Genomic DNA, 17,045 nt, shown 5'->3' with positions numbered 1-17,045 from the left:
GCGCCCCACACAACGCGAATACCGAAACCTGATGAATTATTCGTATTTTTGGAGCGAGCGCAAGATCGCGCCTTTTCAAGCTTACGGAACACCGATGACGACCCTGACCACCTCGCCCATGGCGCCCCTGCTGGAGCGCCTGTTCGCGCAGGCCGACGAGGCCTCGCCGATGAACGATCCGGCCTTCGCCGACATGACCGCCGACGAACATACGCGCCTGATGCGCGGCAAGACGGAGTATCTCGACCTGTACGGTCGCCTGAAGGACTATCCCCTGGCCGTCTCGCGCGAGACCGGCGCCTTGCTGTACATGCTGGCCCGCGGCGCGAGCGCCAAGACCATCGTCGAGTTCGGGACCTCGTTCGGCCTCTCGACCCTGCACCTGGCGGCGGCCCTCCGCGAGAACGGCGGCGGCCGCCTGATCACCACCGAGTTCGAGCCCTCCAAGGCCGCTCGCGCCCGCCAGAACCTGATCGATGGCGGTGTCGAGGACCTGGTCGAGATCCGCCAGGGCGACGCGCTCCAGACCCTGGCGATCGATCTGCCGGACCAGATCGACTTCGTTTTGCTGGACGGCGCCAAGGCTCTTTATCCGGACGTCCTGGCCCTGCTGGAAAGCCGCCTGAGGCGCGGCGCTCTAATCGTCGCCGATAATGCCGACTACAGCCCCGACTATCTGGGTCGCGTGCGCTCGCCGATGGCCGGCTATCTGTCGGTCCCGTTCGGCGAAGACGTCGAGCTGTCGATGAAACTCTAGGTCTTCCAGGCGATCGTCGCGCGCAGGCCGCCCAGGTCCGAGCGGTCCATGCGCAGCGTCGCGCCAGAGGCTTCGGCCAGGTCGCGGACGATCGCCAGGCCCAGACCGTGGCCCGGCCCCGCCTCGTCCAGCCGAGCCCCGCGGGCCAGGGCCGCCTCGGCCCGGCCCTCGTCCATGCCCGGCCCGTCGTCCTCGACCAGCAGCACCGGGCCATCCGCCGAGCCCGAAACACGCACCTGGCGGCGGGCGAAGCGGGCGGCGTTCTCGATCAGGGCGCCCAGCATCTCGGTCACCGCGTCCTCGGAGACGGGCGCGCGGAGATCGGCGGGGATCTCGACGTCGAAGATCAGCCGCTCTCCGTCGGCCGTGCGCTCCAGCACCGCCACCAGACGCTCGGCGGGGGCCAGGGGCGCGGTCTCGCTGGCGAAGGCGGCGGAGACGGCGGCGATGGCGGCGTCGAGGCCGTCGGCGGCCTCGACGGCTCCGGCCTCGCGCGCCCGGCGGCTCTGGGCCGACAGGGCCGCCAGCGGGGTCTTCAGGCTGTGGGCCAGGTCGCCGGCCCGGCGACGCGCGCGTGCCAGGTCCCCTTCCCGCGCCTCCGCCAGGGCGTTGATCGCCTCGGCCAGGGGCGCGATCTCCCTCGGATGCTCGTCGGACATCCGGGCCGACGGGCTCTTGCGCAGGCGGGACAGGTCTTCGCGCACCCGCGCGAGCGGCGAGAGACCCAAAGTGACTTGAAGCGCGGCGGCGGCCGAAAGCACGACCCACAAGCCGGCCAGAAACAGGGCGAGGTCGCGGCCGAACTCGGCGCGGGCGAGGCGCAGGACCTTCTCGTCGCTGGCCACCTGGATCAGCACGGCGGGCCCGTGGCGATCGGGCCGCACCGAGCGCTCGACCAGCAGGAGGCGGTCGCCGAACGGTCCGGCGACGATGCGCGAAGCCCAGGTGTCCGACGGCGCGCTGGCCGGGGCCTTGAGCACCTGATCCCACAACGACATCGATCGCTGCATGCCCTTGGAGGACGACACTTGCCAGTACAGGCCGCCCATGGGCTTGCGCAGGCGCGGCTCGGCCAGCAGGGTCTGGACCATCACGTCGTCCAGCGGCGCGGGGCGGACACTGGCGGCCAGCTCCTGGCCCGTGCGGACCAGTTCGGCGATCTCGCGACGCTCGATGTGGCGTTCGAACAGCCAGGTCATGGCCAGCCACGACACAGCCAGGGCCGCCAGGATCGCCAGCATGCCGCCGGCGATCAGGCGACCTCGCAGCGAACGCCCTTTCACGCGGCAAATCCGGTCAATAGGTAGCCAAAGCCCCGTCGGGTCTCGATCACGTCGGAGCCGACCTTGCGGCGCAGGCGGGTGATCAAGGCCTCGATGGCGTTGGCGTCGGCGGTGTCCGCGACGCCGTAAAGCTGCTCGGCCAGCTCGCCCGCCGAGACCGCGCGGCCAGGGTTGTGCGCCAGGCAGTCCAGCAGCCGGAACTCCAGCGGCGAAAGCTTGATCGGCGCGCCGTCCAGGGCCGCCGACATGCGACGGGTGTCCAGCGTCAGGCGACCGGCCTCGATCACCGGCGAGACGCGGCCCGCGGCGCGACGCACCAGCCCCCTCGCCCGCGCCAGCAGTTCGCCCATCTCGAAGGGCTTGGCCAGGTAGTCGTCGGCGCCGGCCTCGATGCCTTCGACCTTCTCGGTCCAGTCGCCGCGCGCCGACAGGATCAGCACTGGAAAGGCTCGGCCGTCCTCGCGCCAGCGGCGCAGCACCGACAGGCCGTCCAGGCGCGGCAGTCCCAAATCCAAGATGACGACGGCATAGTCCTCGACCTCGCCCTTGAACGAGGCGTCCTCGCCGTCGCGCGCCAGATCCACGATGAAGCCGCCGGCGGCCAGCGCCTTGGCCAGGTCCGGACCGACGACGGGATCGTCTTCGACGACGAGAGCGCGCACTCAGTCGTCCTCGAGCTTCAGGGTCGCGCCGGTCTTGGCGTCGAGCTCCAGTTCCCGGACGCGGCCGTTCTTGGCCAGGATCTTCAGGTCGTACTTCAGCCGGCCATGGTCGCCCTGTTCCAGCTCGACCTCGATGACCTCGCCTGGCGCGCGCTGGGCGGCGATGGCGAGAATCCGGGTCAGCGGCAGAACTTCCTTACGCAGCAAGGCCTGGCGGGCGGCCTCGTGGTTCTGCTTCTTGTGCTCGTCGGCGGCGGCGCCGGTCGCGGCCAGCGTCGAGACGACGGCCACGGCGATCAGGAGCTCACGGAACGGGGTGCGGTAAAGGATCATGGTCGGGACGATTCCACGGCCATCCTGACATGCCCCTGACGCGCCGCAACGCCTCACGTCGGTCGCATGCCGCTTCGCTGTCATGAACGCGTTTCGAAGGCGGTCCATATGACGCGGTTCGTCAGCCAGGCGTCAGGGGCCGCCCTCTAGGGGTCCGCCACGCAAACATGACCGAGGGGCCGCCATGAACCACCTGAAACTCGCCGCCAGCCTGTTGGCCCTGACCATCGCCGCGCCGGCCATGGCCCAGAGCACCGCCACCATCGCGCCCGTTGGGGCCACCGCCCCGACAGCCCAGGGCGGCGCCAACGGCGTGGTGCTGTTGCGTGATCCGACCGATCCGAGGAAGAGCGTGATCGCCGCCAGCGCCGAACTGGCCGGGCTGGAGTTCTATGGCCTGGACGGCCAGCGGATCGCGTCCGTCCCTGGCGGCGAGGTCGAAGCCGTTGACGCCCGTGATGATCGCTCCCGCGCCATCCTGGCCGTGCTGGACAGCCAAGCCGGGGCCCTGCGGCTGTTCGCTCGCGACTACGCCAGCGGCCAGGTCGCCTCGCTCAACGCCAAGCCGCTGACGCTGGGCTATTCCGGCGAGGGCCTGTGCCTGCACCGCAGCCCCCGCGACGGTGCGCTGTACGCCTTCGCCATGGGCCGCGACGGCCAGTTGGACCAGTGGCTGCTGTTTCCCACGGAAGACGGCAAGCTGGACGGCCGGGTCGTGCGTCGCCTGCGCCTGTCGTCCGAGGCCAAGTTCTGCGTCGCCGATGACGCCACGGGCGCGCTGTACGTCGCCCAGCAGGCGGTCGGGATCTGGCGCTACGACGCCGATCCCGAGGCCGAGCCGGTTCCGACCATCGTCGATATCAACCGCCTGGGCCGCATCGCCGGTGAGGTCGGGGGCCTGACCGTCATCGACGGCGGCGCGGGCGCCAACTACCTGGTGGCCGCCAATGCCGACGCTGGCGAATACAACGTCTATGACCGGAGCGCGGGAGACAAGTTCCTGGGCAGCTTCAAGGCCGGCGCGATCGAGAGCCCCTCCGCGCTGTTTGGCCTGCGCGCGCCGGTCGGTCCGAGCCTGCCCGCCGGCGGCTTGCTGATCGCCGACGACCGCAAGCAAGGCGCCCACAGCCAGATCCTGTCCTGGGCCGACATCGCCGCCGCCCTGAAACTGCCGACCGGCGTCGACGCCCCGACCGCGCCCAAGAGCAAGGTCGCCCTGGTCCACGCGACCATGGAGACCGAGCCGGTCGACCACGATGGCGACGCGGCAGACGATCCGGCCATCTGGGTCCATCCGACCGATCCGGGTAAAAGCGCCATCATCGCCACCGACAAGAAGGGCGGCCTGGCCGTCTACGACCTGTCGGGCAAGCGCCTGCAGTTCCTGCCCGACGGCAAGATGAACAATGTCGACCTGCGCGGCGGCTTCAAGCTGGGCGGCAAGACCGTGACCCTGATCGCCGCCAGTGACCGCACCCACAAGTCGATCGCGCTCTACACGATCGATCCCGACACGCGCCTGCTGACCAATGTCGCCGACGATGTTCAGCCCACGAACCTTTCGGATCCGTACGGCCTGTGCATGTACCGCGACCGTAAGGGCGGGACGTTCGTGTTCGTCAGCGATCCCGACGGCCTGGTCCGCCAATGGAAGCTGACCGCCACCCCGGCCGGCAAGGTCCGCGCCGAGGCCGTTCGAGACCTGCGCTTCGACACCCAGACGGAGGGCTGTGTCGCCGATGACGAGACCGGCGCGCTGTATGTGGCCGAAGAGGACGTCGCCCTATGGCGGCTAGGCGCCGACGCCAAGGCCGGCTCGGTCAAGAAGGCCGTCGCCCGAGTCGCCGACAACCCCGCCCTGAAGGACGACCTGGAAGGTATCGGCCTCTATGCGCAAGGCGGCGGCAAGGGTTTCCTGGTGCTGTCCAGCCAGGGTGACAACACCTACGCCGTGTTCCGCCGCGAGGGCGACAACGCCTATGTCGGCAGTTTCGCGGTGACCGCCGACGGCGGCAAGGCGATCGACGGGATCTCCGAGACCGACGGCCTGGACGTGACCAGCGCCTCGCTGGGCGCGGGCCTGGAAGGCGGCGCGTTCGTGGCTCAGGACGGTCGCAACATCTCTCCGCCCGAGCACCAGAACTTCAAGCTCGTTCCCTGGTCGGCCATCGCGGAGAAGCTGAACCCGTAGGCGGTCCGCTGAACCTTAACCTGTCATTCTTTGTAACGAACACGATGCAGAGCCGAAAGGCGGCCTCGCCAATCTTAGACCCGTAGCAGGGCCGCTCATCCCCCGGAACGGCCTTGCTACGGGAGAATTTGGATGATCAAGACCCGTAATACTTTGTTGGCCTTGACCCTGCTGGGTGGCGTGGCCTTCGCGAGCACGGGCGTCGCCCAACCGGTCAAGCTGCCCGCCAAGCAGGCCGCCCTGAGCGCTGACCACTTCCACGCCAAGACCCAGGTCATCGACGATCCGCTGGACGTCGAGACCGTGATCAGCTCCGAGCAAGGCTTCCGCGCCGGCCAGGGTCTGTTCAAGGCGCCGGCCAGCGACAACCATCTGCGCGCCTTCGTCGACAAGCGTTCGGGGGCCACCCGCTTCGAGGTCCGCCAGACCCTGATGTATCCGGGTTCGATCCGCGGGTACGGCCAGGTCTCGTACCAGACCAGCCAATGGCCGGTCGAAACGTCGCTGACCAAGATCCGCGACAACGCCAGCCACTGCTTCCTGTTCGAAGCGCCGGAGGTGTGCCGTGAGGACGTGTCCTTCACCGTCTCCGAGAGCGAGCTGCGCCACGCCGCCGCCAAGCCCGGCGCGTGGGCCTTCAAGTTCTCGTCGGACAGGGGCTACGAGCACCGCGCCGCCATCACCCACGCCGAGATCGAAGGCCTGCTGAAGGCCGTCGACATCTACCGTCGCGCTCTGCCCGCCACTCAGGCGGCCGCCGACACCATCTCGGGCAGCTAAGGCCGCCCGACCGTTCCCCCGGAGTTTGTATTCATATGAAAGTTCCCGCGTATTTTGGCCTTGCGCCCTTCGCCGTCGCGGCCGCCTGCATGATCGCTTCCCCGGCGTTCGCGGGTCCTCAAGGCACCGGCCTGACCTTCACCGAGGAGGTCGCCAAGAAAACCCTCCAGAAGAAGGCCGAAGCGGCCGCCAAGCGCCAGGCTTCGTCCGGCTGCGTCGTGTCCAAGACCGACAAGGACGGCAAACCCGTTCAAGAGACCTGCCGCGCCAGCTAAGGCCGGCTCCCGAACGGCCGCCGGGGATCTGAGCCCCAGGGCGGTCCGCCCTCGCACGCAACCCCTAACCTGCAAGCCGCGTGCGAGGGCGACTCTTCCCCGATTTCGGTCGAAGCCGTGGGAAAACTGTCGCTTCAACCCTTGTTCGCGGCCCGGCCGCGCTTAAGTAGCCCAGGCGTATGGATTATTCAGGTCACGCAACGATCGCCCTGCCGCGTGAGATGGCCACTGCGCCGCTCGCGCCCTCCGTGCTGATCGTCGAGGATGATCCGGCCCTGCGCACCCTGCTGATGCGGCTGCTGCGCGAGGAAGGCTTTCAGCCGCTCAGCGCCGGCCATGGCGCGGAGATGGCGCGGGTTCTGGAGACCAACAAGGTCGACTTGATCCTGCTGGACGTCATGCTGCCGGGCAGCAACGGCTTCGACATCTGTCGCAGCATCCGGCGCGAGAGCGACGTGCCGATCGTCATGCTCAGCGCCCGCGACGACGAGACCGATCGCCTGATCGGCCTGGAGCTCGGCGCCGACGACTATATCGGCAAGCCCTTCAGCAAGAAGGAGCTGATCGCCCGCATTCGCGCCATCCTGCGGCGCACGCAGGCTGGCGCTCAGTCCAGTCAGCCGCGCGGCCACCAGCAGATGACCTTCGCCGGCTGGAGCCTGGATCCAGGCCGCCGCGAGCTGCTTTCACCCGATGGCGCCTTCGTCGACCTGTCGGGCGCCGAGTTCGACCTCCTGCTAGCCTTTGTCAGCTCGCCCCAGCGGGTGATCGGCCGCGAGCGTCTGCTGGAGATGTCACGCGCCCGCTTCTCGGACGCTTCCGACCGCAGCATCGACGTGCTGGTCAGTCGCTTGCGCCGCAAGCTGGCGGTCACGGGTCAGGCCGAGTCCCTTCTGCGCACCGTACGCGGCGTCGGTTACATCTTCACCGCCCCAGTAGAGCGGCGATGAACCGGGAGCGGCGATGAAGCTGCTGCGGCTGTGGCCGCAGCGCCTGGTCGGCCAGGTCACCCTGGTCCTGATGCTGGCCGTGGCCCTGGAATTCATCGGCAGCTCGATCCTGTTCGAGAACAGCCGCCTCTACCCCAATCGTGACAACCAGATCCGTCGCGCCGCCGAACAACTGGTCGCCGCCGAACAGATCCTGGACGCCGCCCCGGTGGCCGAGCGCATGGCCCAGGCGACGATGATCTCCAGTCGGGCCACCGAGCTGTCGTGGTCGCCCCTGCCCCATCTGGTCGACCGCAACCGGCCGGCCGAGAACCAGCTCAAAGAGCACCTGCGCGAGGCCGAGCCCAGCCTGAGCGGTCGTGACCTGCGCCTTAACGCCGACACCGACCACGCCCTGCCGCGCGACACCTATCTGAAGACCTCCCTGAAGCTGCGCGACGGATCCTGGCTGACCCTGAAGACCAAGATCCGCGCCGCGCCCTGGGCCGTGCTGCTGAGCAGCGTCGGTTCGGCCTTCATCCTGGGCCTGGGGGTCATCGCCGCCGCGGCCCTGGTGCTGCACAATCTCAGCCGCCCCTTGCGCGCCCTGGCCGAGGCCGCCGACAAGGTCGGGCAAGGCGCCCACGTCCGCATTTCCGAGAGCGGCGCCCGTGACCTGAAGCTGGTCGCCGAGGCCTTCAACGCCATGCAGGACCGCATCGCCGGCCTCCTGACGACCCGCACCGAGGCCCTCGCCGCCGTCGGCCATGACCTGCGCACGCCGCTGTCGCGCCTGCGCCTGCGCGCCGGTTTCGTGAAAGACGCCGAGGCCCGCGAGGCGCTGGAGGCCGATGTCGACGAGATGACGGCCATGCTCGACTCGCTGCTAGCCTATCTAGGCGGCCAGGAGGACCCCGAGCCGCAGCGCCGCACGGATCTGGCCGCCATCGCCATGACCGTGGTCGACGACGCCGCCGACTCCGAGCGCCAGGCGACCTATGCCGGCTTCGATCATCTGTCGGTCCACGCCCGGCCCGTGTCGCTGAAACGGGCGATCAGCAACATTGTCGAGAACGCCCTGCACTATGGCGGCGACGCGGTCGTGATCCTCTCCCGCGAAGGCCGCACCGCGGTGCTGGCCGTCGAGGACAACGGCCCGGGGATCCCCGAGAACGAACTCGCCGAGGTGTTGCAGCCTTTCCACCGCCTGGACAGCGCTCGCGCCCGCAACACGGCGGGCCTGGGTCTGGGCCTGACCATCGTCCAGCAGATCCTGCGGCGCGAAGGCGGCTCGCTGGTGCTGAAGAACCGTCCCCAAGGCGGCCTGCGTGTCGAGCTGAGATTGCCGGCGCTCTAGGCGGCCAAAGCGCCGCTTCGCCGACATCCTTTGTCACAAAGCCGCTGCAACGCAGCAAAACCCGGAAACCACCTTCGTACTGCGTCGGACGCTGTCCGTCATGACGCTCGCCGCGACGCCCTTCCCCCCTTTCCAGCGTCGCGGCGACTATTCGTACGGAGGTTGCCTTGGAACAGTTTCTCGAACGGGCCGCGCTGTTTCGCGGTCAGGTCTTCCCCGCTCAGAGCGCGCTCTACGAACGCCTCGCCAGCCACGGCCAGAGCCCGTCGGCCCTGATGATCTCGTGCGCGGACTCCCGCGTCGTGCCGGAACTGATCACCCAGGCCGCCCCTGGCGACCTGTTCGTCTGCCGCAACGCCGGCAACATCGTACCGCCTTTCAGCCAAGCCAACGGCGGCGTCTCGTCGGCGGTGGAATACGCCGTCATGGCCCTGGGCGTCCGTGACATCGTCGTCTGCGGCCACTCCGACTGCGGCGCCATGAAGGCGTTCTCGAACCCGGCGGCGCTGGAGAAGATGCCCAACGTGGCCGCCTGGCTGCGCCACGCCCACGCCGCCCACAGCGTCGTCTGCAACGCCTATCACGGCCTCGACGAGCACGGCACGACCCGCGCCCTGTCGCTGGAAAACGTCGTCGTCCAGCTGAACCACCTGCGCACCCACCCCTCGGTGGCCTCGGCCATCGCCCAGGGCAAGCTGACCCTGCACGGTTGGTTCTTCGAGATCGAGACCGGCCAGATCCAGGCCTATAACGGCGACACCGGCCAGTTCGAGCAAGTCTACGAAGGCGCGCCCCTGCCCGTCGCCCAGCGCCCGTCGCGCCGCATGGTCGCCGCCGATCACCTGGGCATCGCCGCCGAATGACCGCTCCCGCCGTTTCCTCCCCCAATGGCGCGAGCGTGAAGCCCGGCTTCGCGACGATCCTGTCGCGTGACTTCATCGCCTCGATCGTCGTCTTTCTCGTGGCCATGCCCCTGTGCATGGGCATCGCCGTCGCCTCCGGGGTCCCGGCCGAGCGCGGCCTGATCACCGGCATCATCGGCGGCGTCATCGTCGGCGCCCTGGCCGGCTCGCCTCTGCAGGTCAGCGGTCCCGCCGCCGGCCTGGCCGTCATCGTCTTCGAGATCGTCGCCAAGCATGGCCTGTCCATGCTGGGTCCGATCCTGGTGGTCGCGGGCCTGATCCAGCTGATCGCCGGCGCGGCGAAGCTCGGCCAATGGTTCCGCGCCATCTCGCCGGCCGTGGTGCACGGCATGCTGGCCGGCATCGGCGTGCTGATCGTGGCGGGCCAGTTCCACGTGCTGTTCGGCGACAAACCCAAGGCCCACGGCCTGGAAAACCTGGCGGCCATCCCGGCCGCTCTGGGCGGCGTGTCGTTCACCAGCCTGACCCAGGTCGAGGCCGCCCTGGCCGTCGGCCTGGTGACGATCGGCTCGATCATCGCTTGGGAGAAGTTCCGTCCCAAGGCGCTGAAGCTGGTTCCAGGCGCCCTGCTGGGCGTCATCGCCGGCACCGTTCTGGCCACGGTCTTGGCGCTGGACGTCCAGAAGATCGTGGTGCCGGAATCGATCGCCGCCGCGATCGCCGTTCCTGGGGTCGCCGACTTCGCCCGGATGGCCGATCCGATGCTGCTGGTGACCGCCATCGCGGTGGCGTTCATCGCTTCGGCGGAGACCCTGCTGTCGGCCGCCGCCGTGGACCGCATGCATGACGGCGAGCGCACCAAGTACAACAAGGAGCTCAGCGCCCAGGGCGTCGGCAACCTGCTGTGCGGCCTGGTCGGCGCCCTGCCGATGACCGGCGTGATCGTGCGCAGCTCGGCCAACGTCCAGGCCGGCGCCATGAGCCGCATGTCGGCGATCATGCACGGCGTCTGGATCCTGGCCTTCGTCGCCCTGCTGCCCTGGCTGCTGCGGATGGTGCCCAGCGCCGCCCTGGCCGGCGTGCTGGTCGTCACCGGCTGGAAGCTGGTCAGCCTGGACCACGTCCGTCACCTGTTCGCCCGCTACGGCCTGCTGCCGGCCCTGATCTGGGCGGCGACCTTCGTGATGGTGGTGGCCACGGACCTCCTGACCGGCGTGCTGGTCGGCATGGCCCTGACGCTGCTGGAGCTGATCCCCAGCCTCAAGAAGATGCGCCTGAGCATCGCCCAGCACCGCCTGAGCGACGACGAGAGCGAGATCCGGCTGGAAGGCGCGGCAACGTTCATCCAGCTGCCCAAGATCGCCAAGGTCCTGGACGGGGCGCCGAACAAGGGTCGGGTGCGGTTGAACACCCGCGGCCTGACCAGCCTGGACCACACCGTCGCCGAGGCCCTCAGCGACTGGCTGAAAGGCAAGGCCCGGGCCGGGGTCAATGTCGAACTCCCCAGCTCTTGCGCCTTCGGCGACCGCCTGCGCGCCGCCCTCGCCCACTGATCCCACTCGCACCTGCCCGGGAGCGCCACCGCGCTCCCGGGTTTTCTTCGTGAGAACGAAAAGATGAACAAAGCCCAGGAACGCGCCGCCGACATCGCCACCCAGGTTCTGTGCGCCTATCTCGGCAACAATACGGTCCCGCCCGACGACCTGCCGGCCCTGGCCGCGCGCACCTACGCCGCCCTCGAGGCGGTGTTCGCCGGTCCGTCCGCCGCGTCGGCCTTTGTCTCCACGCCGACGCCCGAAGAGATCGCCGCCAGCGTCACCCCGGACGCCATCGTCAGTTTCGAGAACGGCCGTCGGTATCGCTCGCTGCGCCGCCACCTGAACCAGCTGGGCCTCAGCGATGACCAGTATCGCGCCAAGTGGGGCCTGCCGGCCGACTATCCGCTGGTGGCCCAGAGCTTCTCCGACCTGCGCTCCAGCGCCGCCCGCGCCCAGCGCTTCGGCGGCATCGCCGTCGCGGCGGAGTAACGCTCAAAGCGCGGAGTAGGCAAAAGAAAAGCCCGGGCGAGAACCGTCCGGGCTAAAGAAGTTAGGGAGGAAACGCCCAGGAAGGGCAGAAGCCAGCGGCTTCACAGCGTGTGACTTATGCCCGATGAAACCGGTTTCAAGGTCGCAAGTCAGAAAAAACTTCCCTTTCAGCGCGCTTGGCTTGCCCCTGCCCTGTGGTATTGAGCCCGACCACGATTGAGGGCCTGCGCCCGAAACGAGCGCCGAGTTCTGATGTCCGATCCCACCGATCCGAACGACACCGCCCCCGAGCCCGCCGCGCGCAAGCCCAGAAAGTCCCGCGCCAAGGTCGCGATGACCGAGGCCGCCGCGTTGCCTGAGACCCCGGCCGAACCCGCCGCGCCCAAGCCCCGCCGCACGCGCAAGCCCGCCGTCGTCGAGCAGGCCGCGCCCGCTCCGGAAGCCGTCCCCGAAGCGGTGGAAGACCCAGTCGCCGAGCCCGAGGTCCTTCCCGAGGAAGCGCCGCCCGAGCCCGCTGAAACCGAGCTCCCCGAAGCCGTCGAGGCCGTCCCGGAAGCCGCCCTCTCCCCGGCCGAGCCGGTGACGCCCAGGAAGCCGCCGATCTGGAAGCGCCCCGCCTGGCTGATCGGCGCGGCCGCCGCCGTGGTCCTGGTGATCGTGCTCTTCGCGTCGCTGTTCTGGTCGTTGCCGCTGAGCCGCGCCCTGGAGCCGCTGAACAACTCCGCCATCGTGCTGGTCGCCGAGGACGGCTCGCCGATCGCCCGCCGGGGCTCGTACAAGGAAGCTCCGATCGACGTGGCCAAGCTGCCGGACTACGTGCCCGGCGCCTTCATCTCGATCGAGGATCGCCGCTTCTACAGCCACATGGGGGTGGACCCGAAAGCCATCGCCCGCGCCGTGGGCCGCAACGCCCAGGCCGGCGGCGTCTCGGAAGGCGGCTCGACCATCACCCAGCAGCTGGCCAAGAACGCCTTCCTAAGCAGCGACCGCAACCTGCGTCGCAAGGCCCAGGAGGCGATGATCGCGGTGTATCTGGAAGCGCGCCTGACCAAGAAAGAGATCCTGTCGCGCTATCTGTCGTCGGTCTATTTCGGCGACGGCGCCTTTGGCCTGCGCGCCGCGGCCCGGCACTATTTCGGCAAGCAGCCCGAGCAGCTGTCGATCGGCGAGGCCGCCATGCTGGCCGGCCTGGTCAAGGCTCCGTCACGCCTGGCCCCGACCAACAACATCGAAGGCGCCCGCGAGCGCATGCGTATCGTGCTGGGCGCCATGGTCGAGACCAAGACCATCACCCAAGCCCAGGCGGATGCGGTCGGCGACGTCTCGCCGGTCGAGAATCCGGACAAGCTGCCGACGGGCTCGTACTTCGCCGACTGGACCCTGCCCCAGGCCCGCGCCGCCATCGGCGCCCGCTACGGCGAGACCATCGTCAAGACCACCCTGGATCCCGAGATGCAGGAGAAGGCCGAGCGGATCCTCAACGACTACATCGCCCGCGACGGCAAGGTCCTGAACATCACCCAGGGCGCCCTGGTGGCCATGCGCAAGGACGGCCGCGTCGTCGCCATGGTCGGCGGCCGTGACTACAAGACCAGCCAGTTCAACCGCGCCGACGGCGAACGCCAGTCGGGCTCGTCGTTCAAGCTGTTCGTTTACCTCGCCGCCCTGCAATCGGGCATGACCTCGACCAGCCCGATCCTGGACACGCCGGTGCAGGTCAGCGGCTACACGCCCCGCAATCACGAGGGCAAGTATCGCGACCGCGAGATCCCGCTGATCAGCGCCTTCGCCGCGTCGTCGAACGTGGCCGCCGTTCGCCTGGCCCATGACCTGGGCCCGGCCAAGGTGATCAAGGTCGCCCGCCAGCTGGGCGTCACCGAGAAGATCCCCGACGATCTGACCATGGCGCTGGGCACCGGCTCGATGAGCCTGACGCGCCTGACGGCCGCCTACGCCTCGATCGCGGCCGGCGAGTATCCGGTCGTGGCCCACGGGCTGGAGGCGTTCAGCAAACCCAAGACCACCGCCTATGACCCCAAGGTGCTGGCCTACATGCGCGACCTGCTGCGCTCGGCCACCCATCGCGGCACGGGCCTGGAGGCGGCCATTCCCGGCGCCTTCGGCAAGACCGGCACCACTCAGGACTATCATGACGCTCTGTTCGTCGGGTACGTCGACGACCTGGTGGTCGGGGTCTGGGTCGGCAATGACGACAACAGCTCGATGAACGGCGTGGTCGGGGGCGGCGAGCCCGCCAAGATCTGGAAGGCCTTCATGCTGGCCGCCCTAGGTCGTCAGGTCGCCGCGCCGGTCGAGGAGGATCCGCTGGACGACCTGGGCCTGCCGCTGGAAGGCGAGATCGGCCCCGACGGCCTGCCGCTGGCCCCGCTGACGCCCATCGTTCCGACCGAGCCTCTCGCCCCGGCGCCCAACAGCGGCGTGCCCCAGGCCCCTCCACCGCCGGAGCCGCAGATTTAGATATCAGCCTCGAGGAAGACCGACATGTCCTACGATCTGGATCGTGAAGCGCAGTCGGCCCTCGCCGAGGCCAAGGCCGGCCCGTTCACCGCCCGCGCCGAGGTGCGTGTCACGCCCGCCGGCATGCTGGCCTACGGCGCCATGGTCAGCGCCATCCTGCTGTCGACGGCGGTCCTGGTCTGGGCGGCGCGACGGCCGAGGCGGTCGCGGTGAAGGGATCCGCGGCTGCTAAGGGTGGAAATGCGCCGCTGGCTCTGGCAGGCTCCGGACGCTGTGGAGATGTTGCCGATGAACGGCTGGTACGACGGTTTCGGATTGTACCATGGTCCTGACGACCAACGGCTTTTCGTGCCGAAGCGTATTCCCATGATGGGTTGGACAATCAATGTGTCACACCCCCACGGACCTTTGGTCCTCCTGCTGCTCGGCGCCATAATCTTCGGGGCGATCCTGGCGAAGGTGCTCGCTTAGGCGATCATCGCCGAGGTCCGACTTGGGTCGAAAATGGCTCCCTACTCCCCCACCAGCTTCCCCGCCGGGGGCACGCGCACGATGAAGTGGCCTTTCACGCCCTCGGGCCACTGGCGGTACGGCACCACGCCCTCGTCGCTGGCCGCATAGGCCACCGCGTACTCCACGATCGCCCGCGCGGCCTCAGGCGTCGGCTCGAAGCGGCCCAGGACGTAGCCGATCTTGCCCGGCGCGCGCAGGTGGATCGAGCAGTGCTGGGTGCAGTTGAACAGGCACGGCATTTCCTGGATCGCCACGCCGCTGCCCGTCGCCACCTCGCGCAGGGCCGCCGCCAGCAGCGCCCCGCCGCGCACGCCGTCCGGCGTCTCGCGCTCTTCGGCCGAGAGGCGGCAGGTGTTGCAGACCACCACCGCCGGACCGTCGTCGGCGTCGCGCAGCAGGGTCAAAACTCGATCCCCGCCTGGGCTTTCACGCCACTACGGAACGGGTGCTTGACCTGGGTCATCTCGGTGACCAGGTCGGCGGCCTCGAGCAAGGCCTCGGGGGCGTTGCGGCCAGTGATCACCACGTGCTTGCCCTCGGGACGCGCGGCGACGACCTCCAGCACCTCGGCCAGCGGCAGGTAGTCGTAGCGCAGGATGATGTTCAGCTCGTCGGCGACGACCATGTCCCAGTCGTCGGGATCGAGGATGCGGGCCTTGACGACCTCCCAGGCCTCGCGGGCCACGGCGATGTCGCGGGCGCGGTCCTGGGTGTCCCAGGTGAAGCCCTCGCCCATGGGGCGGAACTCGACCTGGTCGGGAAAGGCGTCGAACACGACCTTCTCGCCGGTCGCCATCGCGCCCTTGATGAACTGGATGACGCTGACCCGGCGACCGTGGCCGATCATCCGGCAGGCCATGCCCAGCGCCGCCGTCGTCTTGCCCTTGCCCGCGCCGGTGTGGACGATCAGCAGGCCCTTCTCGAGCTGGCGCTCGGCCATCATCTTGGCGCGCGCCGCCTGGATGACCTTCATCTTGGCGTTATGGCGCGCGTTCTTCTCAGCCTCTTGGGCGGCGTCTTCGGGGGTCTCGATCATACGCCTCGCCTAGGCTCCCGAACCTATTTCGGCAAGCTCAGACGATAGACCAGCACCAGGTTGTCGTTGTCGCCGGTCCCTGTCTCGCCCTTCAGCGACGCGTCGAAATCCTGGCCGTTGACGTGACCCTTGCCGGTGGCGAAGTCGTTGTCCGAGCCGACCAGCAGGAAGACGTCGCCGGACTTGTCGAAGGTCGAGCCGATGGCCATGGCCTCGATCTTCTCGGGCAGGCTGGTCGGAGTCGACGGCGCGACCGACAGGTTGACGCCGAACCTGGCCAGTTGGACGGGATTGAGGATGTTGACCAGCTCGGCCTGGGCCGCCGGCTTGATGTCGGGGTTCAGGACGCCGTCCTTGGCGATCGGCTGGGCGTCCTGCTCGTAGGGCGTACCGACCAGGTTGGTCGCGCCGGCCAGGTCGACCAGCAGGATGCTCTTGTAGACCGGCGCATTGGCCGTGCCCTTACCGCGGCCATTGCCGTCACGGGCCAGGACCAGCAGGCGGTCATTGCTCAGCGCCACGGCCTCGGACTGGGCGGCGGTGATGTCGGCGGGCTGGCCGTCGCCGGTCTCGCGAACGGTCGGCAGCTGCAGCGCGTAGTGGCCGATCGGGGCCTTGGGCAGCTTGGTCTTGGCGATGTCGTAGACCAGGACGCGGGTGTTGTCGCGGGTGGCGGCGCTGGACGACTGGTCCTGCATGGCCGCGCTCTGCAGCACGGCGATCAGCCGCGAGCCGTCCGGGCTGATGGCCAGGGCTTCCATACCCTGGTTGTTGCGACGCCCCTGGTCCGGCGCCTTCTCGGCCCCGAAGTTCAGGCGCCCCTTCTTGATCGGCAGCAAGGCCGGAACGGTCTGGATCGCGCCCGTCAGCTTGCCGGTCTTGTCGAACAGATAGACGCCCGCCGCGTACTCGTCCGAGACGTAGAACCCGCCGTCCGGCAGATAGGCGATCGCCTCGCTGTCCAGGCTGAGCTTGCCCGCCCCTTCCCCGCTGGCCGGCGACGGATAACGCACGCCGCCGCGCTCGACGACGTTCGAGCCCGGATCCATGCCGGTGAATGGCTGGCCTGTCTGGTCCTTCAGCGAGAAGCCGCCGGTCGGAGTGATGGTCAGGCCCTTGCCGGGGACCAGCTTGATCGTGTGTTCGTGGACGCGGTTGGCGTAGTCGGTCGTGCTTTTGAACGGGCCGACATTGTTGGGACCACGATCCGGCAGGGTGCGCAGCGTGCCCGTGTACGAACCATCGGCGGCCTTCTTCCAGTTGGACAGCGCCATGCTGGAGAACGAGCCCAGCGTCTCGCCGGCGAAGTCGCGCGTCGCGGCCGGCAGCCAGCCCACGGCGACCAGGCCATGGTTCACATAGGTCTTGCCGCCGAACTGAACGGTCACGTCGCCAGGGGTCTTGTCCCAGTGCCGCGTGACATAGGTCTGCGACTGGGCCGACGCGCCCACCGCGAAGGCCAGAGCGGCGATACCCACAATGGTTCCGGCGAGACGGCGGCGCGACATCGTGAGCTCCCTGGGGACGACTTCAGAACTTCGGGCGCTCTTAGGAGGCGACT

At 68.8% G+C, this 17,045-nt stretch carries 18 protein-coding genes; 12 read left to right on the top strand and 6 right to left on the bottom strand.

The window, feature by feature from the left end; genetic code table 11:
* The first annotated feature begins 94 nt into the window (after positions 1-94).
* Positions 95-757, top strand: coding sequence for an O-methyltransferase (locus tag ACW173_RS16650; RefSeq protein ID WP_492081126.1), 663 nt, complete (start codon positions 95-97; stop codon positions 755-757).
* Here ACW173_RS16650 and ACW173_RS16645 read toward each other — a convergent pair.
* From ACW173_RS16645 to ACW173_RS16635, 3 genes are read right to left on the bottom strand one after another with little or no spacing between them, the layout of a single operon-like run.
* Positions 754-2,040 (bottom strand): sensor histidine kinase, encoded by a 1,287-nt coding sequence (locus ACW173_RS16645; RefSeq protein ID WP_492081125.1) that lies wholly within the window; start codon positions 2,038-2,040, stop codon positions 754-756. The genes ACW173_RS16650 and ACW173_RS16645 overlap by 4 nt on opposite strands.
* Complete coding sequence (locus ACW173_RS16640; protein ID WP_492081123.1) at positions 2,037-2,702, bottom strand: response regulator transcription factor; 666 nt, start codon at positions 2,700-2,702, stop codon at positions 2,037-2,039. Before ACW173_RS16640 ends, ACW173_RS16645 begins: the two co-directional genes overlap by 4 nt.
* Entirely contained in the window at positions 2,703-3,035 is a 333-nt protein-coding gene (locus tag ACW173_RS16635) for a PepSY domain-containing protein (protein WP_492081122.1), read from the bottom strand. It abuts the gene before it with no gap.
* Between the two features lie 184 nt (positions 3,036-3,219).
* Here ACW173_RS16635 and ACW173_RS16630 point away from each other — a divergent pair, with 184 nt between their 5' ends.
* The 11 genes from ACW173_RS16630 to ACW173_RS16580 all read left to right on the top strand — a co-directional run bounded on the left by ACW173_RS16630 (position 3,220) and on the right by ACW173_RS16580 (position 14,406).
* Positions 3,220-5,226, top strand: coding sequence for a phytase (locus ACW173_RS16630; RefSeq protein ID WP_492081120.1), 2,007 nt, complete (start codon positions 3,220-3,222; stop codon positions 5,224-5,226).
* Positions 5,227-5,358: 132 nt separating this feature from the next.
* The gene (locus ACW173_RS16625; RefSeq protein ID WP_492081119.1) at positions 5,359-6,006 is read left to right on the top strand and encodes a hypothetical protein; all 648 of its coding nucleotides are present in this window, start codon (positions 5,359-5,361) and stop codon (positions 6,004-6,006) included.
* Positions 6,007-6,041: 35 nt separating this feature from the next.
* Positions 6,042-6,281 carry a hypothetical protein gene (locus ACW173_RS16620; RefSeq protein WP_492081117.1) on the top strand — a complete coding sequence of 80 codons (240 nt, stop codon included), beginning with the start codon at positions 6,042-6,044 and terminating at the stop codon, positions 6,279-6,281.
* A gap of 179 nt (positions 6,282-6,460) precedes the next feature.
* Positions 6,461-7,231, top strand: a complete 771-nt coding sequence (locus tag ACW173_RS16615; RefSeq protein WP_492081116.1) for a response regulator — start codon at positions 6,461-6,463, stop codon at positions 7,229-7,231.
* Between the two features lie 13 nt (positions 7,232-7,244).
* On the top strand, positions 7,245-8,567 hold the full coding sequence (locus ACW173_RS16610) for an ATP-binding protein (protein ID WP_492081114.1): 1,323 nt from the start codon (positions 7,245-7,247) through the stop codon (positions 8,565-8,567).
* A gap of 167 nt (positions 8,568-8,734) precedes the next feature.
* Positions 8,735-9,430, top strand: a complete 696-nt coding sequence (locus ACW173_RS16605) for a carbonic anhydrase (RefSeq protein WP_125157796.1) — start codon at positions 8,735-8,737, stop codon at positions 9,428-9,430.
* Positions 9,427-10,983, top strand: a complete 1,557-nt coding sequence (locus ACW173_RS16600; protein ID WP_492081113.1) for a SulP family inorganic anion transporter — start codon at positions 9,427-9,429, stop codon at positions 10,981-10,983. The genes ACW173_RS16605 and ACW173_RS16600 overlap by 4 nt, the downstream gene beginning before the upstream one ends.
* Before the next feature lie 63 nt (positions 10,984-11,046).
* On the top strand, positions 11,047-11,457 hold the full coding sequence (locus ACW173_RS16595; protein WP_492081111.1) for a Ros/MucR family transcriptional regulator: 411 nt from the start codon (positions 11,047-11,049) through the stop codon (positions 11,455-11,457).
* A gap of 252 nt (positions 11,458-11,709) precedes the next feature.
* Positions 11,710-13,935 (top strand): transglycosylase domain-containing protein, encoded by a 2,226-nt coding sequence (locus ACW173_RS16590; RefSeq protein ID WP_492081110.1) that lies wholly within the window; start codon positions 11,710-11,712, stop codon positions 13,933-13,935.
* A 24-nt stretch (positions 13,936-13,959) separates the two neighbouring features.
* Positions 13,960-14,148: a hypothetical protein gene (locus ACW173_RS16585; protein ID WP_492081108.1), complete on the top strand. Its 189-nt coding sequence runs from the start codon at positions 13,960-13,962 to the stop codon at positions 14,146-14,148.
* A 27-nt stretch (positions 14,149-14,175) separates the two neighbouring features.
* Positions 14,176-14,406, top strand: coding sequence for a DUF5808 domain-containing protein (locus ACW173_RS16580; RefSeq protein WP_492081107.1), 231 nt, complete (start codon positions 14,176-14,178; stop codon positions 14,404-14,406).
* A gap of 41 nt (positions 14,407-14,447) precedes the next feature.
* Here the strand turns inward: ACW173_RS16580 and ACW173_RS16575 are convergent, their stop codons facing one another.
* From ACW173_RS16575 to ACW173_RS16565, 3 genes are read right to left on the bottom strand one after another with little or no spacing between them, the layout of a single operon-like run.
* Positions 14,448-14,852 carry a DUF1636 domain-containing protein gene (locus ACW173_RS16575; protein WP_492081106.1) on the bottom strand — a complete coding sequence of 135 codons (405 nt, stop codon included), beginning with the start codon at positions 14,850-14,852 and terminating at the stop codon, positions 14,448-14,450.
* Positions 14,849-15,484: a cob(I)yrinic acid a,c-diamide adenosyltransferase gene (gene cobO, locus ACW173_RS16570; RefSeq protein WP_492081104.1), complete on the bottom strand. Its 636-nt coding sequence runs from the start codon at positions 15,482-15,484 to the stop codon at positions 14,849-14,851. Before cobO ends, ACW173_RS16575 begins: the two co-directional genes overlap by 4 nt.
* 23 nt (positions 15,485-15,507) lie before the next feature.
* Positions 15,508-16,992: an esterase-like activity of phytase family protein gene (locus ACW173_RS16565; protein ID WP_492081103.1), complete on the bottom strand. Its 1,485-nt coding sequence runs from the start codon at positions 16,990-16,992 to the stop codon at positions 15,508-15,510.
* Between the last annotated feature and the right edge of the window lie 53 nt (positions 16,993-17,045).

This window comes from Caulobacter sp. ALps2 (genome assembly GCF_058681635.1).
The sequence above is the reverse complement of the archived record's forward strand: the minus strand, read 5'-3'. Positions and strand labels throughout refer to the sequence as shown.

Bases quoted from the DNA above. Each gene is read 5' to 3' on its own strand.
- ACW173_RS16650 (WP_492081126.1), top strand. From the start codon at position 95: ATGACGACCCTGACCACCTCGCCCATGGCGCCCCTGCTGGAGCGCCTG.
- ACW173_RS16635 (WP_492081122.1), bottom strand. From the start codon at position 3,035: ATGATCCTTTACCGCACCCCGTTCCGTGAGCTCCTGATCGCCGTGGCC.
- ACW173_RS16630 (WP_492081120.1), top strand. From the start codon at position 3,220: ATGAACCACCTGAAACTCGCCGCCAGCCTGTTGGCCCTGACCATCGCC.
- ACW173_RS16625 (WP_492081119.1), top strand. From the start codon at position 5,359: ATGATCAAGACCCGTAATACTTTGTTGGCCTTGACCCTGCTGGGTGGC.
- ACW173_RS16620 (WP_492081117.1), top strand. From the start codon at position 6,042: ATGAAAGTTCCCGCGTATTTTGGCCTTGCGCCCTTCGCCGTCGCGGCC.
- ACW173_RS16615 (WP_492081116.1), top strand. From the start codon at position 6,461: ATGGATTATTCAGGTCACGCAACGATCGCCCTGCCGCGTGAGATGGCC.
- ACW173_RS16610 (WP_492081114.1), top strand. From the start codon at position 7,245: ATGAAGCTGCTGCGGCTGTGGCCGCAGCGCCTGGTCGGCCAGGTCACC.
- ACW173_RS16600 (WP_492081113.1), top strand. From the start codon at position 9,427: ATGACCGCTCCCGCCGTTTCCTCCCCCAATGGCGCGAGCGTGAAGCCC.
- ACW173_RS16595 (WP_492081111.1), top strand. From the start codon at position 11,047: ATGAACAAAGCCCAGGAACGCGCCGCCGACATCGCCACCCAGGTTCTG.
- ACW173_RS16590 (WP_492081110.1), top strand. From the start codon at position 11,710: ATGTCCGATCCCACCGATCCGAACGACACCGCCCCCGAGCCCGCCGCG.
- ACW173_RS16585 (WP_492081108.1), top strand. From the start codon at position 13,960: ATGTCCTACGATCTGGATCGTGAAGCGCAGTCGGCCCTCGCCGAGGCC.
- ACW173_RS16580 (WP_492081107.1), top strand. From the start codon at position 14,176: ATGCGCCGCTGGCTCTGGCAGGCTCCGGACGCTGTGGAGATGTTGCCG.
- cobO (WP_492081104.1), bottom strand. From the start codon at position 15,484: ATGATCGAGACCCCCGAAGACGCCGCCCAAGAGGCTGAGAAGAACGCG.
- ACW173_RS16565 (WP_492081103.1), bottom strand. From the start codon at position 16,992: ATGTCGCGCCGCCGTCTCGCCGGAACCATTGTGGGTATCGCCGCTCTG.